The following is a 17,871-nucleotide window of genomic DNA, read 5'->3' on the forward strand; positions in this document are numbered from 1 at the left end:
GCGATGGATAAGATCAAAAAATTATATATTTCCGATGTGACTTTACGTGATGGCAGTCATGCAGTCCGCCATCAGTACTCCATTCAAAATGTGCAAGAAATTGCCAAAGCGTTAGATGAAGCAAGAGTAGACAGTATTGAAATTGCGCATGGTGATGGATTACAAGGTTCAAGCTTCAATTATGGTTTTGGTGCACATACAGATCTGGAATGGATTGAAGCCGCTGCTGATGTACTCAACCATGCAAAAATTGCGACTTTGCTGTTACCGGGTATTGGCACCATTCACGATCTTAAAGCGGCTTATAACGCTGGTGCCCGAGTTGTCCGTGTTGCTACTCACTGTACCGAAGCTGATATTTCTAAACAGCATATCGAATATGCCAGAGAATTGGGCATGGATACCGTGGGTTTTCTGATGATGAGCCACATGACCACACCAGAGGCATTGGCACAACAGGGTAAACTGATGGAATCTTACGGTGCACAATGTATCTATGTCGTAGATTCGGGTGGTGCAATGTCGATGAATGATATTCGTGCACGCTTCAGAGCGATGAAAGATGTATTGGATCCATCAACCCAGACAGGAATACATGCTCATCATAATTTAAGTTTAGGTGTTGCAAACTCTATCGTGGCCGTTGAAGAAGGTTGTGATCGTATTGATGCCAGTCTTGCAGGTATGGGCGCAGGCGCAGGTAATGCACCATTAGAAGTTTTCATTGCTGCTGCTGAACGTTTAGGTTGGCACCATGGAACGGATTTATTTACATTGATGAATGCTGCTGATGAACTAGTGAGACCATTGCAAGATCGCCCAGTACGTGTAGATCGTGAAACACTTGCATTAGGGTATGCAGGGGTATATTCAAGCTTCTTGCGTCATGCCGAGATGGCTTCTAAACGTTATGGCCTAAATACCGTTGATATTTTAGTGGAATTGGGTCGTCGTCGTATGGTGGGTGGGCAGGAAGATATGATTGTCGATGTCGCTTTAGACCTTCTAAAAAACCAGCAACAGGCAGGATAACAGCATGTCTCAATTTAAATTAAATGGCAAAGTGGCTTTAGTAACGGGTGCAAACTCAGGTATAGGCGCAGTTACCGCAAGAGAGTTGGCATTACAAGGTTATCATGTGTTTTTGGCCTGTCGCTCGCAGCAGAAAGCGCAAGCTGTACTTCAGGAAATCCAAAGCCTCAGTTTTGGACGAGCAAAGGCGGAGTTCATTGAATTAGATCTAGCCGATTTAGATTCTGTACGTCAGTGTGCGGCACAATTTCTTTCAAGAAACTTAGCTTTGCATTTACTCATTGCCAATGCAGGTTTGGCTGGTCAGAAAGGCATGACCCAATCAGGCTTTGAACTCACATTTGGTGTTTGTCATGTTGGACATTTTCTTTTAACGCAATTACTGACTGAAAAATTAATCGAATCAAAACCTGCACGGGTGGTTGTCGTTTCAAGTAAGGCGCACCGTCATGCTCAAGGTATTGATTTCAATGCTGTGTTGAAAACAACCAAGAGTTTTGGTGGCTTGAAAGAGTATGGAGTGGCCAAACTTGCAAATATTCTTTTTGTGAAAGAACTCGGTCGTCGCTTATATGGTACAGGCGTCACAGCCTATGCCATACATCCTGGTGTGGTTTCAACTAATGTCTGGCGAGGTTTGCCACAACCTTTAGTTAAGCTCATTAGTCGCTTTATGATTAGCCCCGAGGAAGGTGCTAAAACAACACTTTATTGTGCAACCCAGCCGCAGCTTGCTGGTGATACGGGGTTCTATTATGAAGATTGTAAAGTCAAAGTTTCTTCACATGCTGCTCAGAATATAAATTTAGCCAATGAGCTATGGGAAAAAAGCCTAAATTGGGCAAAACAATAAACCAAGTTTTAAGAATACAGGGACGTCTTCTTAATTTGATGAGGAGAATAAAATGGATAACTTTGTACCCCCAAAAGAAAACTATGGCAAATGGGGACGTGATTTAGAACGTTGGTATTTTGATCCAGTCTTTTTAAACTCGGATCAACTCAATATGGCAAAACCTGCGTTATTTGTTGGAAATCATACCTTGTATGGTCTTTTGGATGTGCCATTGTTTGTTGAACATATACGGGAGCAACATGGTATTCACTTACGATCTTTAGGGGATCGTATGCATTTTCATATTCCAGTATGGAAAGACATACTCACAAAAGGTGGTATGGTCTTAGGATCGCCAGGAAACTGTCATGCCCTGATGGAGAGTGGACAGTCAATCATTGTATTTCCTGGTGGTGCACGTGAAGTTATGCGTAGGAAAGGGGAAAAGTATCAGCTGATCTGGAAAAAACGTACTGGCTTTGCCCGTCTAGCAATAGAACATGGTTACGATATTATTCCATTTGCTTCTGTTGGGGCAGATGACTGCTTTGATATTGTAATAGATGCCAATGATATTCAACAGAATACAACTGCGCAGAAATTTCTTAAAACATTCAAACTGAATGATAAGTTAAGAGGTGGAGATATTTTGCCACCTATTCCTACGGGAGTAGGATATTTACCGATTCCCAAGCCACAACGTTTTTACTTTAGTTTTGGAGAGCGAATATCTACTTTAGATATTCCACATGATGAGCAAGGGATATGGCATATTCGTGAGCAAGTTGCACAATCTATTGAAGATCAAATCTCAGAATTGAAAAAATATAGATCAACTGATAAAAAGCAGAATTGGAGCTGGTTACGTAAGAAACTCACAAAAAGCTTTGATGAATAGTATTATCTGTATAATAATAGTCAAAATTGTTCAAATACTGCATTCTTGTTCAAAAGGTTTAAATTGTGCGTTTATCTTCATCACAGCAAAGAATTCATAAAACAGCATTAAAACTTTTTGCTGAAAAAGGCTCTACGAATATTAGTATAAGTGAGCTCGCTTCAGCTTCTGGTGTAGCTCGTGGCACTATTTATAATAATCAACTAGATCCTGATACATTGTTTGAAGACATTGCATCTCAACTCGCTGAAGAAATGAATGCGCGTGTTATTAAAACACTAGGAAATGAATCAGATTCGGCTATCCGTCTTGCTACGGGCATTCGTATGTATGTTCGTAGAGCGCATGAAGAGTCCGATTGGGGACGATTTATATGCCGTTTTGCTTTCAGTTCAAAATCACTAATGGCCTTATGGTCAAGTAGTGATTCACCATTGCCAGATGTAATGGCTGGTTTAGACAGTAAGCGATATACATTCCGTGAGGATCAACTACTTTCCATTATGTCTTTGATCGCAGGTTCAGTTTTAACATCTATTTTTCTCGTATTAGAAGGACATAAAACTTGGAGAGATGCTGGTACTGAAATTGCTGAGTTATTGCTATACGCAATGGGCGTAGATCGCGATGAAGCCTATGAGATTGCAAGAAGGGAATTACCACCTTTATTAGAACTATAACCATTGCGCTAAAAATCAAAAGTCTATCATCAGATAACATTTTAGATATAAAAAGCCCATGTTACTTAATCATGGGCTTCTTTAATGCAAAAACACTTTGGGTGAAAACCATCTGAGAAAAATCGCCACCAAACCAAAATTAAAATAACAAATTCAATAACTTAATACTTAAATATTAGCATCCATTTTAGCCACTCCATATGATTATCAAAAATGCTTTTTTAATAAAATAGCTAATATAAGAAATAACACAGCTCATGGGTACTATGATCAATGATAACTACGATTTCTGTTTGGCTTTTTGGCGTAAGACATACAAATATAAGCTTTCTACTTTTTCACGTGCCCATGGTGTGGTACGTAAGAATCGCAATGATGATTTAACACTTGGATCGATACAAAAACATCTAATTTCAATTTTACGACTTAAGCCTTCAAAGCCACCATAGTAATCCAATAATTCATCCAAAATATCAGCAAGTTTTTTACCGTGTAGAGGGTCATTGGAGGCGTTCATAATAGATCAACCATATTTTGGGAGACCATCATTATAACCTGAGCTCGTTGAAAAATGAGAGGGTTAGCATTTAAGCGTAATTAACATAGAAAATTACAGCTTATCTTCTATTGATGTGTGCTGAAATAACAGGAGATATTCTTGGGAGGTTCTAGGCAACAGACTTGTAAAAATCTTCTGCCATTTATGGAATAGAACTCGAAGTCAGCAACGTGAATTATGATCGTAGAGATACGGTACCAAGCTGTGGCAACAACCATGTTGTGTAGGCTACAATCTCAGATATTATATTTAACATAATATACATTATGCGAAACAACTAATTATCAATAATATGATGCTTAGCAACTACTGTAATTACCATTTTCCCGCTATCCCAATGTCAGTTGACATACATTAGAAAGTTACACACAATGCTATTCACTATATAAATATGCATATATCAATAACAATGCCTTCGATTTATCAGTTAAAACCAGCATTTCAGAATTTACTTCGTCCATTTGTACAATGGCTTTACTCTAAAAAGATTACAGCGAATCAAGTTACGCTTTTAGCAATGTTAATCTCTGTCGCGTTAGCAATCGCACTTTACAGCCTGCATCTTTACCAACAGCCTTTAATCCTATTTTTATTCTTTCCTATATGGATGTTGGTTCGTATGGGCTTTAATGCAATTGATGGCATGCTCGCACGTGAATTTAATCAACAATCAAAACTTGGCGCATATTTAAATGAAATCTGTGATGTCATCTCCGATTCAGCACTTTATCTATGTTTTTTAGGCTTAGCTTTCATCAACCCATTCCTGTTGGTCCTAGTTGTCTTTCTAGCGATTCTGAGTGAATATGCTGGGGTTATGGCTCCATTAATTGGTCAAGAACGCCGTTATGATGGTCCTATGGGTAAAAGTGATCGTGCATTTTGGTTTAGTTTAATTGCGTTATGTGTCAGTTTCAGCCCTTATTTAATAGAAAATAATTACACAAATTCAATAATTTACTTCTGCAATGGTCTGCTTGTTCTTATTGCAACGCTATTGGTTTTTACAATTTACAACCGTATTAAAAATAGTATTCAACTTTAAGGAAAATTAGATGAAAAGCTCACAAAAACATGTATTTACCAGTCATGATGATACCCAATTAGCCTATCAACATTGGCCAGCAGCTACAGAAAAAGAGACAAAAAAAGCAATTATCTTATTTCATCGTGGTCATGAACACTCTGGACGTATGGCACATTTGGTCAATGAGCTCAATCTACCAGAATTTGATTTCTTTGCATGGGATGCTCGCGGACATGGAGATTCACCAGGTTTACGTGGTGATGCGCCAAGTTTCTCTGCATGTGTGAAAGATATTCAATATTTTGTACAACATATTGAATCTACATATAACATCGTATCAACCAATATCGCCGTCATTGGTCAAAGCGTTGGCGCAGTTTTAGCAGCCACATGGGTACATGATTATGCACCAAAAATCAGAGCCTTATGCTTAGCTTCACCCGCGTTTGATATCAAACTCTATGTACCATTTGCAAAAGCAGGTTTAACTGTTTTAAGCAAACTCAAAGGTAATTTCTTTATTACCAGTTATGTAAAAGCCAATATGCTGACACATGATGCTGAACGTGCGAAAACTTATGATACAGATCCTCAAATTGCCAAAGCCATTTCTGTACGAATGCTTTTGGGCTTATATGCAGCATCTGAACGTATCGTCAATGATGCACAAAATATCTTTGTTCCTACTCAAGTTTTAAGTTCTGGGTCGGACTTTGTGGTATTCCGAAAACCACAACAGCAGTTTTATGCAAAGCTTCCTCATCCACGAAAAGAGTTCCATGTACTAGATGGTTTTTATCACGATACTTTAGGTGAAAAAGACCGCCATATTGCAGTAGAGAAAATTCGTCGTTTTATCTTACAAAGCTTTGCTGAAGATTATCAGGCACCAGATGTACTCAATGCCGATAAAATTGGTACAAGTTGTGCCACGGCTGAACAACTGAGTAGCCCACTTCCCGCTTCTTCAATCAAAAATCTATTCTGGAATCTAACCAAACGTAATTTAAAGCTCGGTAGTAAATTCTCGCATGGCTTAAAAATTGGTGAAGATACGGGTTATGACTCAGGCAGTACTTTAGATTTTGTTTATCGAAATCAAGGTGAAAGTAAAAATATTCTTGGCAATATTATCGATCAGCAATATTTAAATGCCATTGGTTGGCGTGGCATCCGCGTGCGTAAACAACATATTGAGCAGTTATTGGCAAAATATGCGAAAGCACTGACCAAGCAACGTAAAGAAGTTCGCATCCTTGATATTGCAGCGGGTCATGGCCGTTATATTCTAGATGCCGTGAATGAACTTGCAACACCACCTAAATCAGTGCTCTTAAGAGATTATAGTCAATTAAATGTTGATTCTGGTTCCGCATTGATTCAGCAAAGAAATCTTGAAAACATTGCTCAGTTTGAATTAGGTGATGCCTTTGATACAGCATCACTAGCCAAAGTTAAACCAAAACCCAATTTAGTCATTGTTTCTGGGCTTTATGAATTATTTAGCGATAACGATTTATTAAGACAATCACTCTCTGGTATTCATCAAGCGATGCTACAAGGCGGCTTCCTGATTTACACGGGACAAATTTGGCATCCACAACAAGAGTTTATTGCACGTGCGCTCACCTCACATCGTCAAGGTGATGCTTGGGTCATGCGTTTACGCTCGCAAGCCGAAATGGATGCACTGGTTGAACAAGCAGGCTTTAAAAAAGTAGATCAATGTATTGATGAATTTGGAATTTTTACAGTTTCGGTTGCTCAAAAAATTTAAATAAAGACTTTGTATGCAAAATAATATTCTAGATCGTCAATCAGGTACTTGGAAATGGGGGCTACTCTGCCTAGTCCTTTTAGCACCCTTTTTCTTCTTAACCTATGGTTTTGCAAATCAATATGCATCCAGCCTCAGTAATGTTCCGAGTATTGTGTTTGCTTGGGAACATCATATCCCACTTTGGGCATGGACTATTGTGCCGTATTGGTCGATTGACCTTTTTTATGGTTTGTCTCTATTGTTATGTTGGAATAGATTTGAATTAAAACAACATTCGCTTAGGCTATTTACAGCCCAGATTATTTCAATCAGTTGTTTTTTAGTCTTTCCCTTAAAATTCAGTTTTGAACGTGCTGAATTACATGGTTTCTTTGGATTATGGTTTGATGTATTGATGGGTTTTGACAAACCCTTTAATCAAGCACCTTCATTACACATTGTTTTATTAGTCATTCTTTGGGATTTTTACCGTCGGCATATCAAAGTAAACTACCGTTGGCTGGTACATCTATGGTCTTTTCTGATCGGACTCTCTGTCTTAACCACCTGGCAACATCACTTTATTGATATTCCTTTGGGGCTGTTGGTTGGTGCATTCTGTTTATGGCTATTTCCACTCACGGTTAAAGCACCTTATCAAAAAAATGGCTTGCAGCAATTGACGAGCAAACATTTAAAATTAGGGTGTTTTTATTTAATTGGAGCCTTAGTTTGTATAACCCCTGCATTTTTATTTAAAGGTGTATGGCTTTGGATGTTATATCCAGCAATCAGTCTTTTCTTAGTGGCTTTAGCATACTTTTTAGTTAGACCTCATTTTTTCCAAAAGCAAGAAAATGGTCAAATGACTGTCGCTGCATGGTTATTGTTCTCACCTTATTTTCTAGTTGCATGGATAAATAGTCGTGTTTGGACCTATCGACATCCTGAAGACTCATTGATTTTGCAATTAAACGGCGTTGATCTGTATCTAGGCCGTATCCCAACAACCGAACATAGTAAGCAATATCATGGTGTATTTGATTGTTGCGCTGAATTGCCAGCAAACAACGTTCATCATTATGAAAAATACAGTACGCTTGATTTAATTCCGATCCAAAGCGCACAATTATTAGAAACAACAAAAAAGCTTGATCACTTTATTCAACCTTTAATACAGGCAAATGAACCACAACAAGTATTGATTTTTTGTGCGCTTGGCTATTCACGCAGTTGTAGTGTATTGATTGCATGGCTATTACAACACGGCTATGTGAATACCTCAGAGGAAGCTGTTGGCTTGATTCAAAAGTCACGACCTTGGATCGTTTTGAGTGAGACACATATTGCTGAAATTAAACATTTCCAACAGCTGCTCACTCAGGAGAAGCAGCTATGAAAATGAATTTTGTCGTAGTGAACCAATTGCTAAAGCAAAGTCAGAGTATTTTAAAGTCAGGATATTTAGCCTTTGTTTTATCAATTGTAAGCTTATTTTTATTTTCAAGTATCCCGATCTTGATCCCTCTTTCACTGGTAACTGCTTTATTGGCGATTCACCATTATCTATTTATTCGGATTGAATTTGATCGTGGCCTGTTACAGCATATGGTCGACCAACCTGAGGACGTAGAAAGTCTTACTCAGCAATTGGATCAATCGCTGTTAAATTTAAAGTTGATTCCATCTAGTAAAACGGGTCGTGATTGGTCGATACGCTTCCAAGGCTGTTTAAGACTCTTAAAAATACAGATCGCCATTGTCTTAATACAGTATTCTGTATTTATTGTACTTTTTTATAAATTAGCGCATAGATGAAGGTTGAATGAAAAAAAATATAATCACGCAATCCGTTGCCCGTTTTATTGCATTCTTAACCCGTCGTGGTGCACGCTTGTTAACTGGCGCACGAAGTTTATGGGTCGGCTGTGAACCTGAACTTAAGCAACGGATCTATTATGCCAACCATAATAGCCATATTGATTTCATTTTATTATGGTCTTCTTTACCCACTCACATCCGTCGCAAAACACGACCAATTGCAGCATCAGATTATTGGCTTAAAGATGGACTTAGACGCTTTTTGATTCAAGATACTTTTTCAGGTGTTACCATTCAACGGAACCGTAGTGATCAACAAGATCCATTACAGCCAGTAAAAGACGTCTTGGCAGAAGGCTATTCCATTATTTTCTTCCCTGAGGGAACACGTAATTTAAATGATGATGTCGAGATGCTGCAGTTTAAAAGCGGTCTTTATCATCTCAGTCAGCAATTCCCTGACGTTGAAGTTGTGCCAGTTTGGATTTCTAATTTAAAACGAGTCATGCCTAAGGGCGCATTTATCCCCTTGCCTCTACTCTCGACTGTCATCTTTGGTGAACCCTTAGCACTTGATCAACTCACGGGCAAAGATCAATTCTTGCAGCATGCTCAGCAGCAATTATTGAAATTAAAAGAGGCCGAGAACCAATGAGTTTAGACAACCTACAACAAACTTATCTATTGTTTGGCATCTTTGCAGTCATTTTGATTATTGCCTCAAGTATTGGCTTTATCCTCAAACAAAAGGCAGGTGCAGCCCCTTCTCCTGTTATTGATAACCTGAATGCGCGTATCAATGCGTGGTGGATCATGCTAATAGTCTTGGCAGCCGCCATTCTATTAGGAAAAACTGCTTTTATTGTCCTGTTTGGCCTTATTTCATTTTTTGCATTACGGGAATTTATTAGTTTATTGCCAACACGGCGTGGCGACTATCTGCCATTGCTGATTGCGTTCTACTTTGTTATTCCCTATCAATACTATTTGGTCTATACCAATTGGTATGGCTTATTTTCGATTTTCATTCCGCTGTATGTGTTCTTGCTCATCCCCATCGCCAGTTTAAAGCTGGAAGATACCACACACTTCTTGGAACGCAGTGCCAAAATCCAATGGGGTTTAATGGTCAGCGTATTCTGTATCTCGCATGTCCCAGCGCTGTTAAATCTGGATTTAACGCAATTTAAAGGGGAAAAAATTTGGTTGGCGATTTGGCTGATTATGGTGGTGCAAGCCTCAGATGTACTGCAATATGTTTGTGGCAAACTTTTTGGAAAACATAAAGTAGCCCCTACACTTTCCCCATCAAAAACCGTTGAAGGGTTAATTGGTGGCATTGTTCTCGCAACCGCACTCGGTGTATTGATGTCATCACTCACCCCATTCAATTACTGGCAAGCGGCTCTGATCGGCTTAATTGTTTGTATTTTTGGTTTCTTTGGTGGACTGGTAATGTCTGCGATCAAACGCGATCGTGGTGTGAAAGACTGGGGACAGCTTATTCAAGGTCATGGCGGTATGTTAGATCGTATCGACTCGATCTGTTTCTCTGCGCCAATTTTTTTCCATATCCTTCGATATTGGTGGAGCTAATCTCTATGAAGAAAGTCGACCAATGCTGACTTCACGGAAAAACTTAGGCGTTACATTGGTCCACTTTTTAAATGCCCGTGAAAAATGGGAAATATCGGCATAGCCCAACCGTTCTGCAATTTGCTCAATCGAAAGCTTGGACTGTTTTAATAATTGCTCCGCTTGGTTCCTGCGTACTTCGGCCACAAGACTTTGAAAAGACGTTTGTTGAGTGCTTAGCTGTCGCTGTAGGGTTCGTTCTGAGAGATGAAGTTTTTCAGCAACCTGTTTCAGCGATAAGAAGCCAACATCTTCATCATATAGCAAGGCTTTGACTTGTGAATCCAAGCGATTCTTTTGATCTCTTTTCAGTGCAAGCTTATCGGCATCTTGTTCACATTGTTGTTTGCTAAGGCGAGCCAATAAGGCATCAGCAGTCTTTAAAGGGTGTGATAGCAATGCCTTATTGAAGCTTAAACAATCTTTTTCACACTCAAAACTGATATTTGAGTGATTGAATTTTTGAGTATTCTTATAAAAATCTGGTTTGTCTTGTTGAAACTTAAAGTGGATTCCAAGTTTATTTTGGGCTAAGTTTTCTAAAATTTGTGAAAAACCCAAGATCAAAAACATCATTCCATGTCGATTCAACTTAAATTTTTGTGAAGGTTGGTTGAAATACAAATAAGCCAAGTCACCTTCTATCTTTAATTTAGGTTTAAACACAGAACAATGTAAGCCGATAAATTGCTCTAGAATCTTGATTGCATCACCTAATGTGTCAGAAGCAGTTGCAGCAATGCCGACATGACCATAGCAAGAGACTCGCATTTCCTCTGCAAGATAAAGACTAATCGCAGGTTCATGCGTCAGTAATGCTGCTTTATCCAATAAATGATTGAAAATATCGAAATCTACATACCAAAACGGCGCATTTAAAGTATGTGCAGAAATCCCAGTTCCAGACAAAAGCTGTTCTGGCGATACATTCCATTTTTGTATGACATCTACTAATAGATTGACATAAGTACCGGGTAATTCTGGATTCATGCAGTCTCCATGAAACAGTAAAAATTTGGCGTAAAATGGTAAATATTGGCGGTTAATGAACTATGACATCTTTCTTGGTTTAAGCATAGTAGCTCTATCTAAAAACTCAGCTTTTAAACTGGTGAAATCATGCATATTTTGATCGTACATGCGCATCCTGAACAGCAATCATTTACCTCTGCACTTAAGAATACAGCACAGCAAACCTTTGAACAGCAAGGTCATACGGTCGAGGTTTCCGATCTCTATGAAATGAACTTTAACCCTGTTACTTCTAAAGATGATTTTGGCAGCCTGAACCAACCTGATTATTTTAATTATGCTTTGGAACAGCGTCATGCATTTAAACAACAGCAATTTTCAGTAGATATCCAAGCTGAAATTGAAAAAGTTCAACGTGCTGATCTGGTTATTTTTAGCTTTCCTTTATATTGGACCTCTGTACCAGGTATCTTAAAAGGTTGGATTGACCGTGTGTTTGTGTCTGGTCTCTTTTACGGCGGTAAACGCTTTTATAACCATGGTGGCATGACAGGGAAAAAAGCCATGTTATGTTTAACACTTGGCGGTCGTGAACATATGTTTGGTGAAGGTTCTGTACATGGACCGATAGAGCATTATTTATCACCGTTGCAACGTGGCACACTTGCCTATGTTGGCTTTGAGGTACTGCCTCCATTTATTGCCTATCATGTGCCTTATATCAGCCAACAAGATAGACAAAAGATTGTGAGTGATTTCGAGCACTATTTACAAAACATAGATGATTTACAAGCCTTGGAATTCCCGTTACTGGAAAATTTTGACGATAGAATGAATCCACTGTAATAAAACAACGATAAGGCTCTAGGCTAGGAACCTTATCGTTTTATCTCTTAGAACTTCATTTCAATGCCTGCTTTGATGGTACGTCCTGGAATCGGCATACCAATTACCGTACCAGGATCAAAGTTATAGCGATTTGTTAAATTATCGACATTAAATGACAGGGCGACATTTGGATTCCACTTATAACTTGCAAACAGATCAATTAAAGTTTCAGAAGAAATTTCAGTCACAGCTCGTCCACTTACACCTGTACCTGCCAACCAGCCTTTAGGGTTGGTCTTTTCCGAGTGGTACTTAGCACGAGCACCTACCACAAGTTTATTTTCAAATAGGTTTTTGCCTACCGTAATATTTAAAATCTTACGCGGTGGCAGACGGGTAGAAATCAGACTCCAAGAATCACCCACTTCATTACATTCCGCTTTACTTGCAGGACAGACTTTAGGTGCTTGATATAAAGTTCCATTCAAACTGGTAAAGAAACTCGGATGATTATAGGAAAGATCAAACTCCAAGCCCTTCATTACAACTTGATTGTAATTGACGAATGTATAAGAGCTTGTATAGGGAAGGATAAAGTCAGGCGTAATTTGATTCGGAATTTCTTTTCTTTGTACGCCTTGTGTCAGAAAATCTTTCGTTTGATTGCGGAAATAATTCAGGTTAAATTTCAAATGGTCATCGTGAGCAAACACGTTTTCACGCTCACCGATAAATCCTAATTCAATAAGACGTGAATTCTCAGGTTTAATCGGCAGGTCTGGATCATAACTAAAGGTTTGACCTGAAACAGTTGATTCAAACAGACTTGGGCTACGATGTGTATTGGAGAGTTTTCCATAAATATCGATACCGTCCCACAATTTATAGTTAAGTTGAGACATCCAATCGATATTGCCGCCAAAGTCACGTACCGCATAACCCTTGTTATTTAAATCTGAATGCGCCACAGGTGTCATTGGTCGATACTGATCGCCATAGTCTTTCACTTTGGCTTTATGCCATTTACTCCCTAAACTTAAACTAAAGTCATTAAAAAGATAGTCGCCATTGAAGAAAACTGAGGACTCTTTGCGTAATCCATCGCGTGCAATTTCATGATCAACCAGATGACGCGGCTTCATACGCTGTTCATCGTAGGTTAAACCATAATTCAATGTGACCTGATCAAATTTACTGGTATTTTCAAGGTTTAAACCATTACGATAATCTTGGAAACTCCCCCAATATTGATCTCCGTAACTGGAATTTTTCATCCCAATCATGCCATTGTGCTGGCGATATTTAGCGTTGGTATGCCACACCCCTAATTCGAGATCTACCAAAGGGTTATGTTTCGGCTTATAAGTATAACTGGTACTGAAAGCATTAACGGCTGCTGAACCTAAAGACCACTGCGGCATGGTATAAGCACCTTCTATATATTTAGGCTCAACATACTCGTCATCGATATATCCATATGGTGGTGAGTTAGGGTCAATCACTTTAGATCGATTCCAATAAAAAGCCATGACTTCACCCGCTTTTTGGACATGACGACGTAAATTTACTTCGACACGATGTTCATCGGTGATATTCATTCCAGCTTTGATGATGCCTGAATCACTTTGATAACTGGTATTCACCACCTCTTGGCCTGGACCAACATCGACAATATCCCGCTTTTCGTAATACTCAATACCATGTTTTCCAGCATAGTAATTACCAACTTCTCGCTTACTATACGCAGCGACTAAGTCAAACATATCGTTCCGATAAGCCAGTGCCAATGTGCCAGCACCATTTTGAAAATTGTTAGATGAAATTTTATTGTGCAGCAAATAAGACATTTGCTCCTTTTCATTATCTGAGGTTTGAGGCGTTCTGTTATTGTTATAAAAACTTCCTTTGAGCATGACACCTGCATTTTGATTCGGCAATAAAATGTCATTGGCACTTAGGGTTCGCATTTTTACAATCCCTCCAATTCCACCTACGCTAAACTTAGCCCGAGATGCACCTTTTTCAACCTCGATTTGGCTGATCAAATCCATATCGATATAAGTACGGTCACTCTCGCCCTGATAACCTCGGAAAGTATGACTGGATTGTAAACTACCATCAATAATCACGGGGACGCGCCCTTCACCCTGCATGCCACGAATTCCAATATCTATCGCACCTGCCTCATTACGTAAGCTGTTGACCTGTACCCCTGCAATATCGGAAAACACATCCCCATTACCCGTTCCTCTAAATCGGCTAATCTGTTCTCGATCAAGATGAGTGGTATTTACCTTTTGCTTTTGTTGTTCGGCATTCACTTTTATTTCTGGCATGACCACAATAGCTTTAGCATCCTGCTCTAAGTGTGAATGCGTATTTGTATGAGAAGTCATTTTTTCTGAATGACTGAGCATGGAACTGTTTTTAGGAACTAAAAGATAGGTTTGCCCCTGTTTGATGACTTGATAAGGTTGATCTGCCAAGAGATAGTCAAAACCACGTTGAACAGAGTACTTCCCTGCGATTCCTTTACTTTTTAACCCCTTTAAATGATTAGAATCATAGCTCAACACAATGCCAGACTGTGCCGCAAAGCTTGACAGCACGTAGCCCAATTGGTTCTCTGCAATTTGATAGGTCCTTTCCACAGCTGGCTTATCTAATATCTGAACAGATGAGGTTATTTCGGCATAAGCTCCACTGATACAAAAACAGTGTATGAGTATTGCTAATGTTTGCTTTTTAAATTTCATAGGAAGATCCACACTTGTTAATGATTTTCATTTTCAATAATCATTACCCAGTGATTTCCAAAAATATGACATTAAATTTCAATTTTTTCTGCTCTACTCCATATCCACAGTACGAAAAAAAGTAAAATAAGTATGAAAGTTAACTTGATGTGCAAATGCAGAGATGAAAGTATCAAGCTGATTGAAATTAAAACAATCGTTAGTGTCATCATATATTTACGTGAACGGGAAATGGATTTAAATCCACCCGTATATTGGGTAAGTAGCAGATGGATGTAACGATTCTGATGAATCCAGCGATGCAATTTTGCAGAGCCTTTAGCAGCAAAAAAGGTAGCGAGAAATAAGAAATCAAAAGTAGGCACGCCGGGTAATACGATACCCAGCACTGCCAAAATCAGACAAATAATGGTTAGAGCGATACACACTCCACGCATGATGATCGATGCATGGAGTTTTTCTTTTTGCGGTGCTTGTAAACTATCTACATCACTGCAATCTGTACTTTTCGCCTTATACCTTATAGAAGCATTTTTGGCATAGGATTGCTGCTTAATCAATATTTTTCAGCAAGCTGCCAAAGTAATCAAATGCCTGTTTGGCTCCTAAAATGACTTGATCTTGTTCACTCTCACTCAATTGAGCAGTATCAAGTTCAGTAATGAAGTGCTTCCATACCCTTACCCTTGCTCGACCTTCTGGATACGCAGCCAAATTACGTGCCCCAAATTCAGCATTCAGTCCTAAAAGCTGCTGTGCTTGTTTAAATAAAAATGCTGCACCTAAAGTTGAACCTTCAGATACGTAGATCCAGCCGAGCGCTTCTGGAAAACCTACATTTTCAGTAAGTAATTCCTGAGCCTCAGGTTTGAGCTGTAAGTCATAAAGATCCAGTAATGCTGCTTGGGAGCGACCGCGAATATCCAAATCAGAAATAAGCGCGGAAACTTCAGGGTGCCTGAATAAATATTCAACATTTTGCTGAAAATAATATTGAGCCAAAGTAAATTTTGCATAACGCTGTGTATCAGAAAATACTTGAGCTTCCTCCATCAAAAGATGCATCTGTTGGTGCTGGCTCGCGGTTTCATTTTTTAACCGTGATGCAAGCTGATTGAGGACGAGTGAAGTTGCCATAAGATTTCTCCAGTTACTTAGGTTTAACTGTATTACCCGTCTAAGACCAAAAAGCTGACAGCAATTTTCAATTATTTTTCTCTTTTTTCATTTTTAGCCTGAATTGTAATGACATGATCGCCTAAATGTCGCTGCATACGAATCGGATAGCTTAATTCCAAAGCAGACTGCAACTGAGTCAAGTTATTAACAGGATAAGAACCAGAGACCTTTAATGCTTTTAATTGAGGGTCGATATCAACATAATGATGCTGATAACGCCCAATCTCTTGCAATAGCTGCTCTAAAGGCATTTCAAATGCCATGATCATCTGATTTTTCCAAACCAATACATTCGGATCAAGCTGCCCCAATGCTTTAAAATCAGTATCATCAAAACATAGCTGCTCACCTGCCTGCACAACTGTCATTTTTTTAGATTGATTCAGCGTGACCTTGACCGCACTTTCAATCACGCCTAAACAGGTTTGCTGTTGTTTATTTTTGAGATACTGCACATTAAAGACTGTTCCTAATGCTTGTAAATGCGCGCTTTCAGTCTCGACAAAAAATGGACGATCGCTGTGAGTCTCTTTTGCAGTATGAATCTGTATTTCACCGTAGTGCAATCGCAGCGTTCGTTGATGTGGTGTATAGCGAACATCAAGTGCTGTACTAGTATTTAATTGAAGTTGTGTTCCATCCTCAAGTGTCACATTCTTCTGTTGACCAATGGCCGTACTGTAATCAGACAACCACAAATATTTATAATCAGAATTCCATGCAATGATACTTCCCAGACACGCAATACAAGCCACGACAAGATGTTTGCTCCACTGAAACTGTGCAGCTTGATTGCCTTTTTTTATGATTTCATGGCCATTTTCAGGAAAATGTTCAAAACTGCTCAGTAAATACTCTGCTTTAAGCCATGCTGTTTGATGCGCTTCGCTTTGATTTTTCCACGCTTCAAATTCAATCTGTTGAGCATCGGTTAATGCTGATGCCTGAATCAGCACAATCCATTCAGCGGCCTCTTTTAAAATTTGTGTTTGAGACATATCAATCTCAATCCATGATCGCTAAACATTGAGTCAGTACTGCAACCAAATCTCGCATAACTGTTCGTGTAGAAATATTTAAACGATTCGCAATCTCTTGCTGTGTAAGCCCCTCAAGTTGAGACCAAATGAATACCTGCTGTTGACGTTCAGGCATTTGATTTAAAAGTTGGTTAATCAGACAGAGTGATTCAATTGCTGAGATTTTTTGCTCAGGGCTAATCTCATCATACTCAGGTCGACTACTCAGTGCTTCCAAATAGGCTTTTTCTATCGACTTACGTTGGTACCAATTAATTAATATGCCTTTGGCAACTGTGGTTAACAACGCACGCGGCTGATCAAAATACAATTGATCTTTACGCTTTAAAATACGAATAAAAGTATCGTGAGCTAAATCTGCTGCATCTTCACTGTGATTGAGGCGTCGTTTCAGCCATTGGTACAGCCAAGAATGATGTTGACGATAGAGCGTATTAACTGGATCAGACATTTCAAAAGATAATGAGAATCATTAATAACATCTTAACAAAAAATAAGAGAATGATCACCTCTGTTTTCTATCTGAATCGAAATCTACGTGTTGATTAATTGATTTTTTTAAAACTAGTTTTTGCAGTAATCAATTTGCACGCTTTACACCCACTTTCATATGAAACGTCAATGAATCGTCATAAAGGTGACACTGAGCTGTCACACGGTCTGTCTAGTGTGTTGACATCTTTGTTATGGATGAAGCAAATGTTGAAAAAAACCAAACGATGGTTGGCATGTCTTTATGTTTTCCCCTTCTTATTCGCACTCACCGCGTGTAATGACTCAAACGACGATCAGGTCGCAGCGAAACCTGATGACAGCAAAAAACCAGTCATGCGCTGTGCACCATAAACAT

Annotated in this window: 19 protein-coding genes; 12 read left to right on the forward strand and 7 right to left on the reverse strand. The window is 39.0% G+C overall.

Annotated features, from left to right (window positions below):
• Window positions 1-3 precede the first annotated feature (3 nt).
• The 4 genes from dmpG (at window position 4) to FPL17_RS05400 (ending at window position 3,445) form a co-directional block, all read left to right on the forward strand.
• Window positions 4-1,032 (forward strand): 4-hydroxy-2-oxovalerate aldolase, encoded by a 1,029-nt coding sequence (gene dmpG, locus FPL17_RS05385; protein ID WP_159883793.1) that lies wholly within the window; start codon window positions 4-6, stop codon window positions 1,030-1,032.
• Between the two features lie 4 nt (window positions 1,033-1,036).
• Entirely contained in the window at window positions 1,037-1,885 is an 849-nt protein-coding gene (locus FPL17_RS05390; RefSeq protein ID WP_159883795.1) for an SDR family oxidoreductase, read from the forward strand.
• A gap of 52 nt (window positions 1,886-1,937) precedes the next feature.
• Window positions 1,938-2,765 carry a lysophospholipid acyltransferase family protein gene (locus FPL17_RS05395; protein ID WP_159883797.1) on the forward strand — a complete coding sequence of 276 codons (828 nt, stop codon included), beginning with the start codon at window positions 1,938-1,940 and terminating at the stop codon, window positions 2,763-2,765.
• 65 nt (window positions 2,766-2,830) lie between these two features.
• Complete coding sequence (locus tag FPL17_RS05400) at window positions 2,831-3,445, forward strand: TetR/AcrR family transcriptional regulator (protein ID WP_005314005.1); 615 nt, start codon at window positions 2,831-2,833, stop codon at window positions 3,443-3,445.
• A gap of 280 nt (window positions 3,446-3,725) precedes the next feature.
• Here the strand turns inward: FPL17_RS05400 and FPL17_RS05405 are convergent, their stop codons facing one another.
• Window positions 3,726-3,962, reverse strand: coding sequence for a VF530 family protein (locus FPL17_RS05405; RefSeq protein WP_003651786.1), 237 nt, complete (start codon window positions 3,960-3,962; stop codon window positions 3,726-3,728).
• A gap of 451 nt (window positions 3,963-4,413) precedes the next feature.
• Between FPL17_RS05405 and FPL17_RS05410 the strand changes: the two genes are divergently transcribed.
• Genes FPL17_RS05410 through FPL17_RS05435 form a run of 6 tightly spaced genes read left to right on the forward strand, consistent with a single transcriptional unit; the run spans window position 4,414 to window position 10,207 of the window.
• A complete protein-coding gene (locus FPL17_RS05410; RefSeq protein WP_159883799.1) occupies window positions 4,414-5,049 on the forward strand; it encodes a CDP-alcohol phosphatidyltransferase family protein in 636 nt (211 codons plus the stop codon).
• 10 nt (window positions 5,050-5,059) lie between these two features.
• Window positions 5,060-6,808, forward strand: a complete 1,749-nt coding sequence (locus FPL17_RS05415) for a bifunctional alpha/beta hydrolase/class I SAM-dependent methyltransferase (RefSeq protein WP_159883801.1) — start codon at window positions 5,060-5,062, stop codon at window positions 6,806-6,808.
• Window positions 6,809-6,821: 13 nt separating this feature from the next.
• Window positions 6,822-8,189 (forward strand): phosphatase PAP2/dual specificity phosphatase family protein, encoded by a 1,368-nt coding sequence (locus tag FPL17_RS05420; protein WP_159883803.1) that lies wholly within the window; start codon window positions 6,822-6,824, stop codon window positions 8,187-8,189.
• Window positions 8,186-8,608: a hypothetical protein gene (locus tag FPL17_RS05425; RefSeq protein WP_159883805.1), complete on the forward strand. Its 423-nt coding sequence runs from the start codon at window positions 8,186-8,188 to the stop codon at window positions 8,606-8,608. Before FPL17_RS05420 ends, FPL17_RS05425 begins: the two co-directional genes overlap by 4 nt.
• A gap of 7 nt (window positions 8,609-8,615) precedes the next feature.
• Entirely contained in the window at window positions 8,616-9,266 is a 651-nt protein-coding gene (locus FPL17_RS05430) for a lysophospholipid acyltransferase family protein (protein WP_004807180.1), read from the forward strand.
• Entirely contained in the window at window positions 9,263-10,207 is a 945-nt protein-coding gene (locus FPL17_RS05435) for a phosphatidate cytidylyltransferase (protein WP_159883807.1), read from the forward strand. The genes FPL17_RS05430 and FPL17_RS05435 overlap by 4 nt, the downstream gene beginning before the upstream one ends.
• Before the next feature lie 3 nt (window positions 10,208-10,210).
• Here the strand turns inward: FPL17_RS05435 and FPL17_RS05440 are convergent, their stop codons facing one another.
• On the reverse strand, window positions 10,211-11,236 hold the full coding sequence (locus tag FPL17_RS05440; protein WP_004807183.1) for a helix-turn-helix domain-containing protein: 1,026 nt from the start codon (window positions 11,234-11,236) through the stop codon (window positions 10,211-10,213).
• A 129-nt stretch (window positions 11,237-11,365) separates the two neighbouring features.
• Between FPL17_RS05440 and FPL17_RS05445 the strand changes: the two genes are divergently transcribed.
• A complete protein-coding gene (locus tag FPL17_RS05445) occupies window positions 11,366-12,064 on the forward strand; it encodes an NAD(P)H-dependent oxidoreductase (protein ID WP_159883809.1) in 699 nt (232 codons plus the stop codon).
• 47 nt (window positions 12,065-12,111) lie between these two features.
• Here the strand turns inward: FPL17_RS05445 and FPL17_RS05450 are convergent, their stop codons facing one another.
• From FPL17_RS05450 to FPL17_RS05470, 5 genes are all read right to left on the reverse strand, one after another.
• Window positions 12,112-14,802, reverse strand: a complete 2,691-nt coding sequence (locus FPL17_RS05450) for a TonB-dependent receptor (protein WP_159883811.1) — start codon at window positions 14,800-14,802, stop codon at window positions 12,112-12,114.
• Window positions 14,803-14,873: 71 nt separating this feature from the next.
• Entirely contained in the window at window positions 14,874-15,362 is a 489-nt protein-coding gene (locus FPL17_RS05455; RefSeq protein WP_228277594.1) for a YbaN family protein, read from the reverse strand.
• Window positions 15,355-15,939: a biliverdin-producing heme oxygenase gene (locus FPL17_RS05460; RefSeq protein WP_159883813.1), complete on the reverse strand. Its 585-nt coding sequence runs from the start codon at window positions 15,937-15,939 to the stop codon at window positions 15,355-15,357. The genes FPL17_RS05455 and FPL17_RS05460 overlap by 8 nt, the downstream gene beginning before the upstream one ends.
• 71 nt (window positions 15,940-16,010) lie before the next feature.
• Complete coding sequence (locus tag FPL17_RS05465; RefSeq protein ID WP_159883815.1) at window positions 16,011-16,979, reverse strand: FecR domain-containing protein; 969 nt, start codon at window positions 16,977-16,979, stop codon at window positions 16,011-16,013.
• A gap of 7 nt (window positions 16,980-16,986) precedes the next feature.
• Entirely contained in the window at window positions 16,987-17,472 is a 486-nt protein-coding gene (locus FPL17_RS05470; RefSeq protein WP_005188603.1) for a sigma-70 family RNA polymerase sigma factor, read from the reverse strand.
• A 170-nt stretch (window positions 17,473-17,642) separates the two neighbouring features.
• Here FPL17_RS05470 and FPL17_RS05475 point away from each other — a divergent pair, with 170 nt between their 5' ends.
• Window positions 17,643-17,867, forward strand: a complete 225-nt coding sequence (locus FPL17_RS05475) for a hypothetical protein (RefSeq protein ID WP_159883816.1) — start codon at window positions 17,643-17,645, stop codon at window positions 17,865-17,867.
• The last annotated feature ends 4 nt before the right edge of the window (window positions 17,868-17,871 follow it).

Source organism: Acinetobacter dispersus (assembly GCF_009884975.1).
Taxonomy (GTDB): domain Bacteria; phylum Pseudomonadota; class Gammaproteobacteria; order Pseudomonadales; family Moraxellaceae; genus Acinetobacter; species Acinetobacter dispersus.

Excerpts from the sequence above, each read along its gene's own strand:
- dmpG (WP_159883793.1), top strand. The coding sequence starts at position 4 with ATGGATAAGATCAAAAAATTATATATTTCCGATGTGACTTTACGTGAT.
- FPL17_RS05390 (WP_159883795.1), top strand. The coding sequence starts at position 1,037 with ATGTCTCAATTTAAATTAAATGGCAAAGTGGCTTTAGTAACGGGTGCA.
- FPL17_RS05395 (WP_159883797.1), top strand. The coding sequence starts at position 1,938 with ATGGATAACTTTGTACCCCCAAAAGAAAACTATGGCAAATGGGGACGT.
- FPL17_RS05405 (WP_003651786.1), bottom strand. The coding sequence starts at position 3,962 with ATGAACGCCTCCAATGACCCTCTACACGGTAAAAAACTTGCTGATATT.
- FPL17_RS05410 (WP_159883799.1), top strand. The coding sequence starts at position 4,414 with ATGCCTTCGATTTATCAGTTAAAACCAGCATTTCAGAATTTACTTCGT.
- FPL17_RS05415 (WP_159883801.1), top strand. The coding sequence starts at position 5,060 with ATGAAAAGCTCACAAAAACATGTATTTACCAGTCATGATGATACCCAA.
- FPL17_RS05420 (WP_159883803.1), top strand. The coding sequence starts at position 6,822 with ATGCAAAATAATATTCTAGATCGTCAATCAGGTACTTGGAAATGGGGG.
- FPL17_RS05425 (WP_159883805.1), top strand. The coding sequence starts at position 8,186 with ATGAAAATGAATTTTGTCGTAGTGAACCAATTGCTAAAGCAAAGTCAG.
- FPL17_RS05430 (WP_004807180.1), top strand. The coding sequence starts at position 8,616 with ATGAAAAAAAATATAATCACGCAATCCGTTGCCCGTTTTATTGCATTC.
- FPL17_RS05435 (WP_159883807.1), top strand. The coding sequence starts at position 9,263 with ATGAGTTTAGACAACCTACAACAAACTTATCTATTGTTTGGCATCTTT.
- FPL17_RS05440 (WP_004807183.1), bottom strand. The coding sequence starts at position 11,236 with ATGAATCCAGAATTACCCGGTACTTATGTCAATCTATTAGTAGATGTC.
- FPL17_RS05445 (WP_159883809.1), top strand. The coding sequence starts at position 11,366 with ATGCATATTTTGATCGTACATGCGCATCCTGAACAGCAATCATTTACC.
- FPL17_RS05450 (WP_159883811.1), bottom strand. The coding sequence starts at position 14,802 with ATGAAATTTAAAAAGCAAACATTAGCAATACTCATACACTGTTTTTGT.
- FPL17_RS05460 (WP_159883813.1), bottom strand. The coding sequence starts at position 15,939 with ATGGCAACTTCACTCGTCCTCAATCAGCTTGCATCACGGTTAAAAAAT.
- FPL17_RS05465 (WP_159883815.1), bottom strand. The coding sequence starts at position 16,979 with ATGTCTCAAACACAAATTTTAAAAGAGGCCGCTGAATGGATTGTGCTG.
- FPL17_RS05470 (WP_005188603.1), bottom strand. The coding sequence starts at position 17,472 with ATGTCTGATCCAGTTAATACGCTCTATCGTCAACATCATTCTTGGCTG.
- FPL17_RS05475 (WP_159883816.1), top strand. The coding sequence starts at position 17,643 with ATGAATCGTCATAAAGGTGACACTGAGCTGTCACACGGTCTGTCTAGT.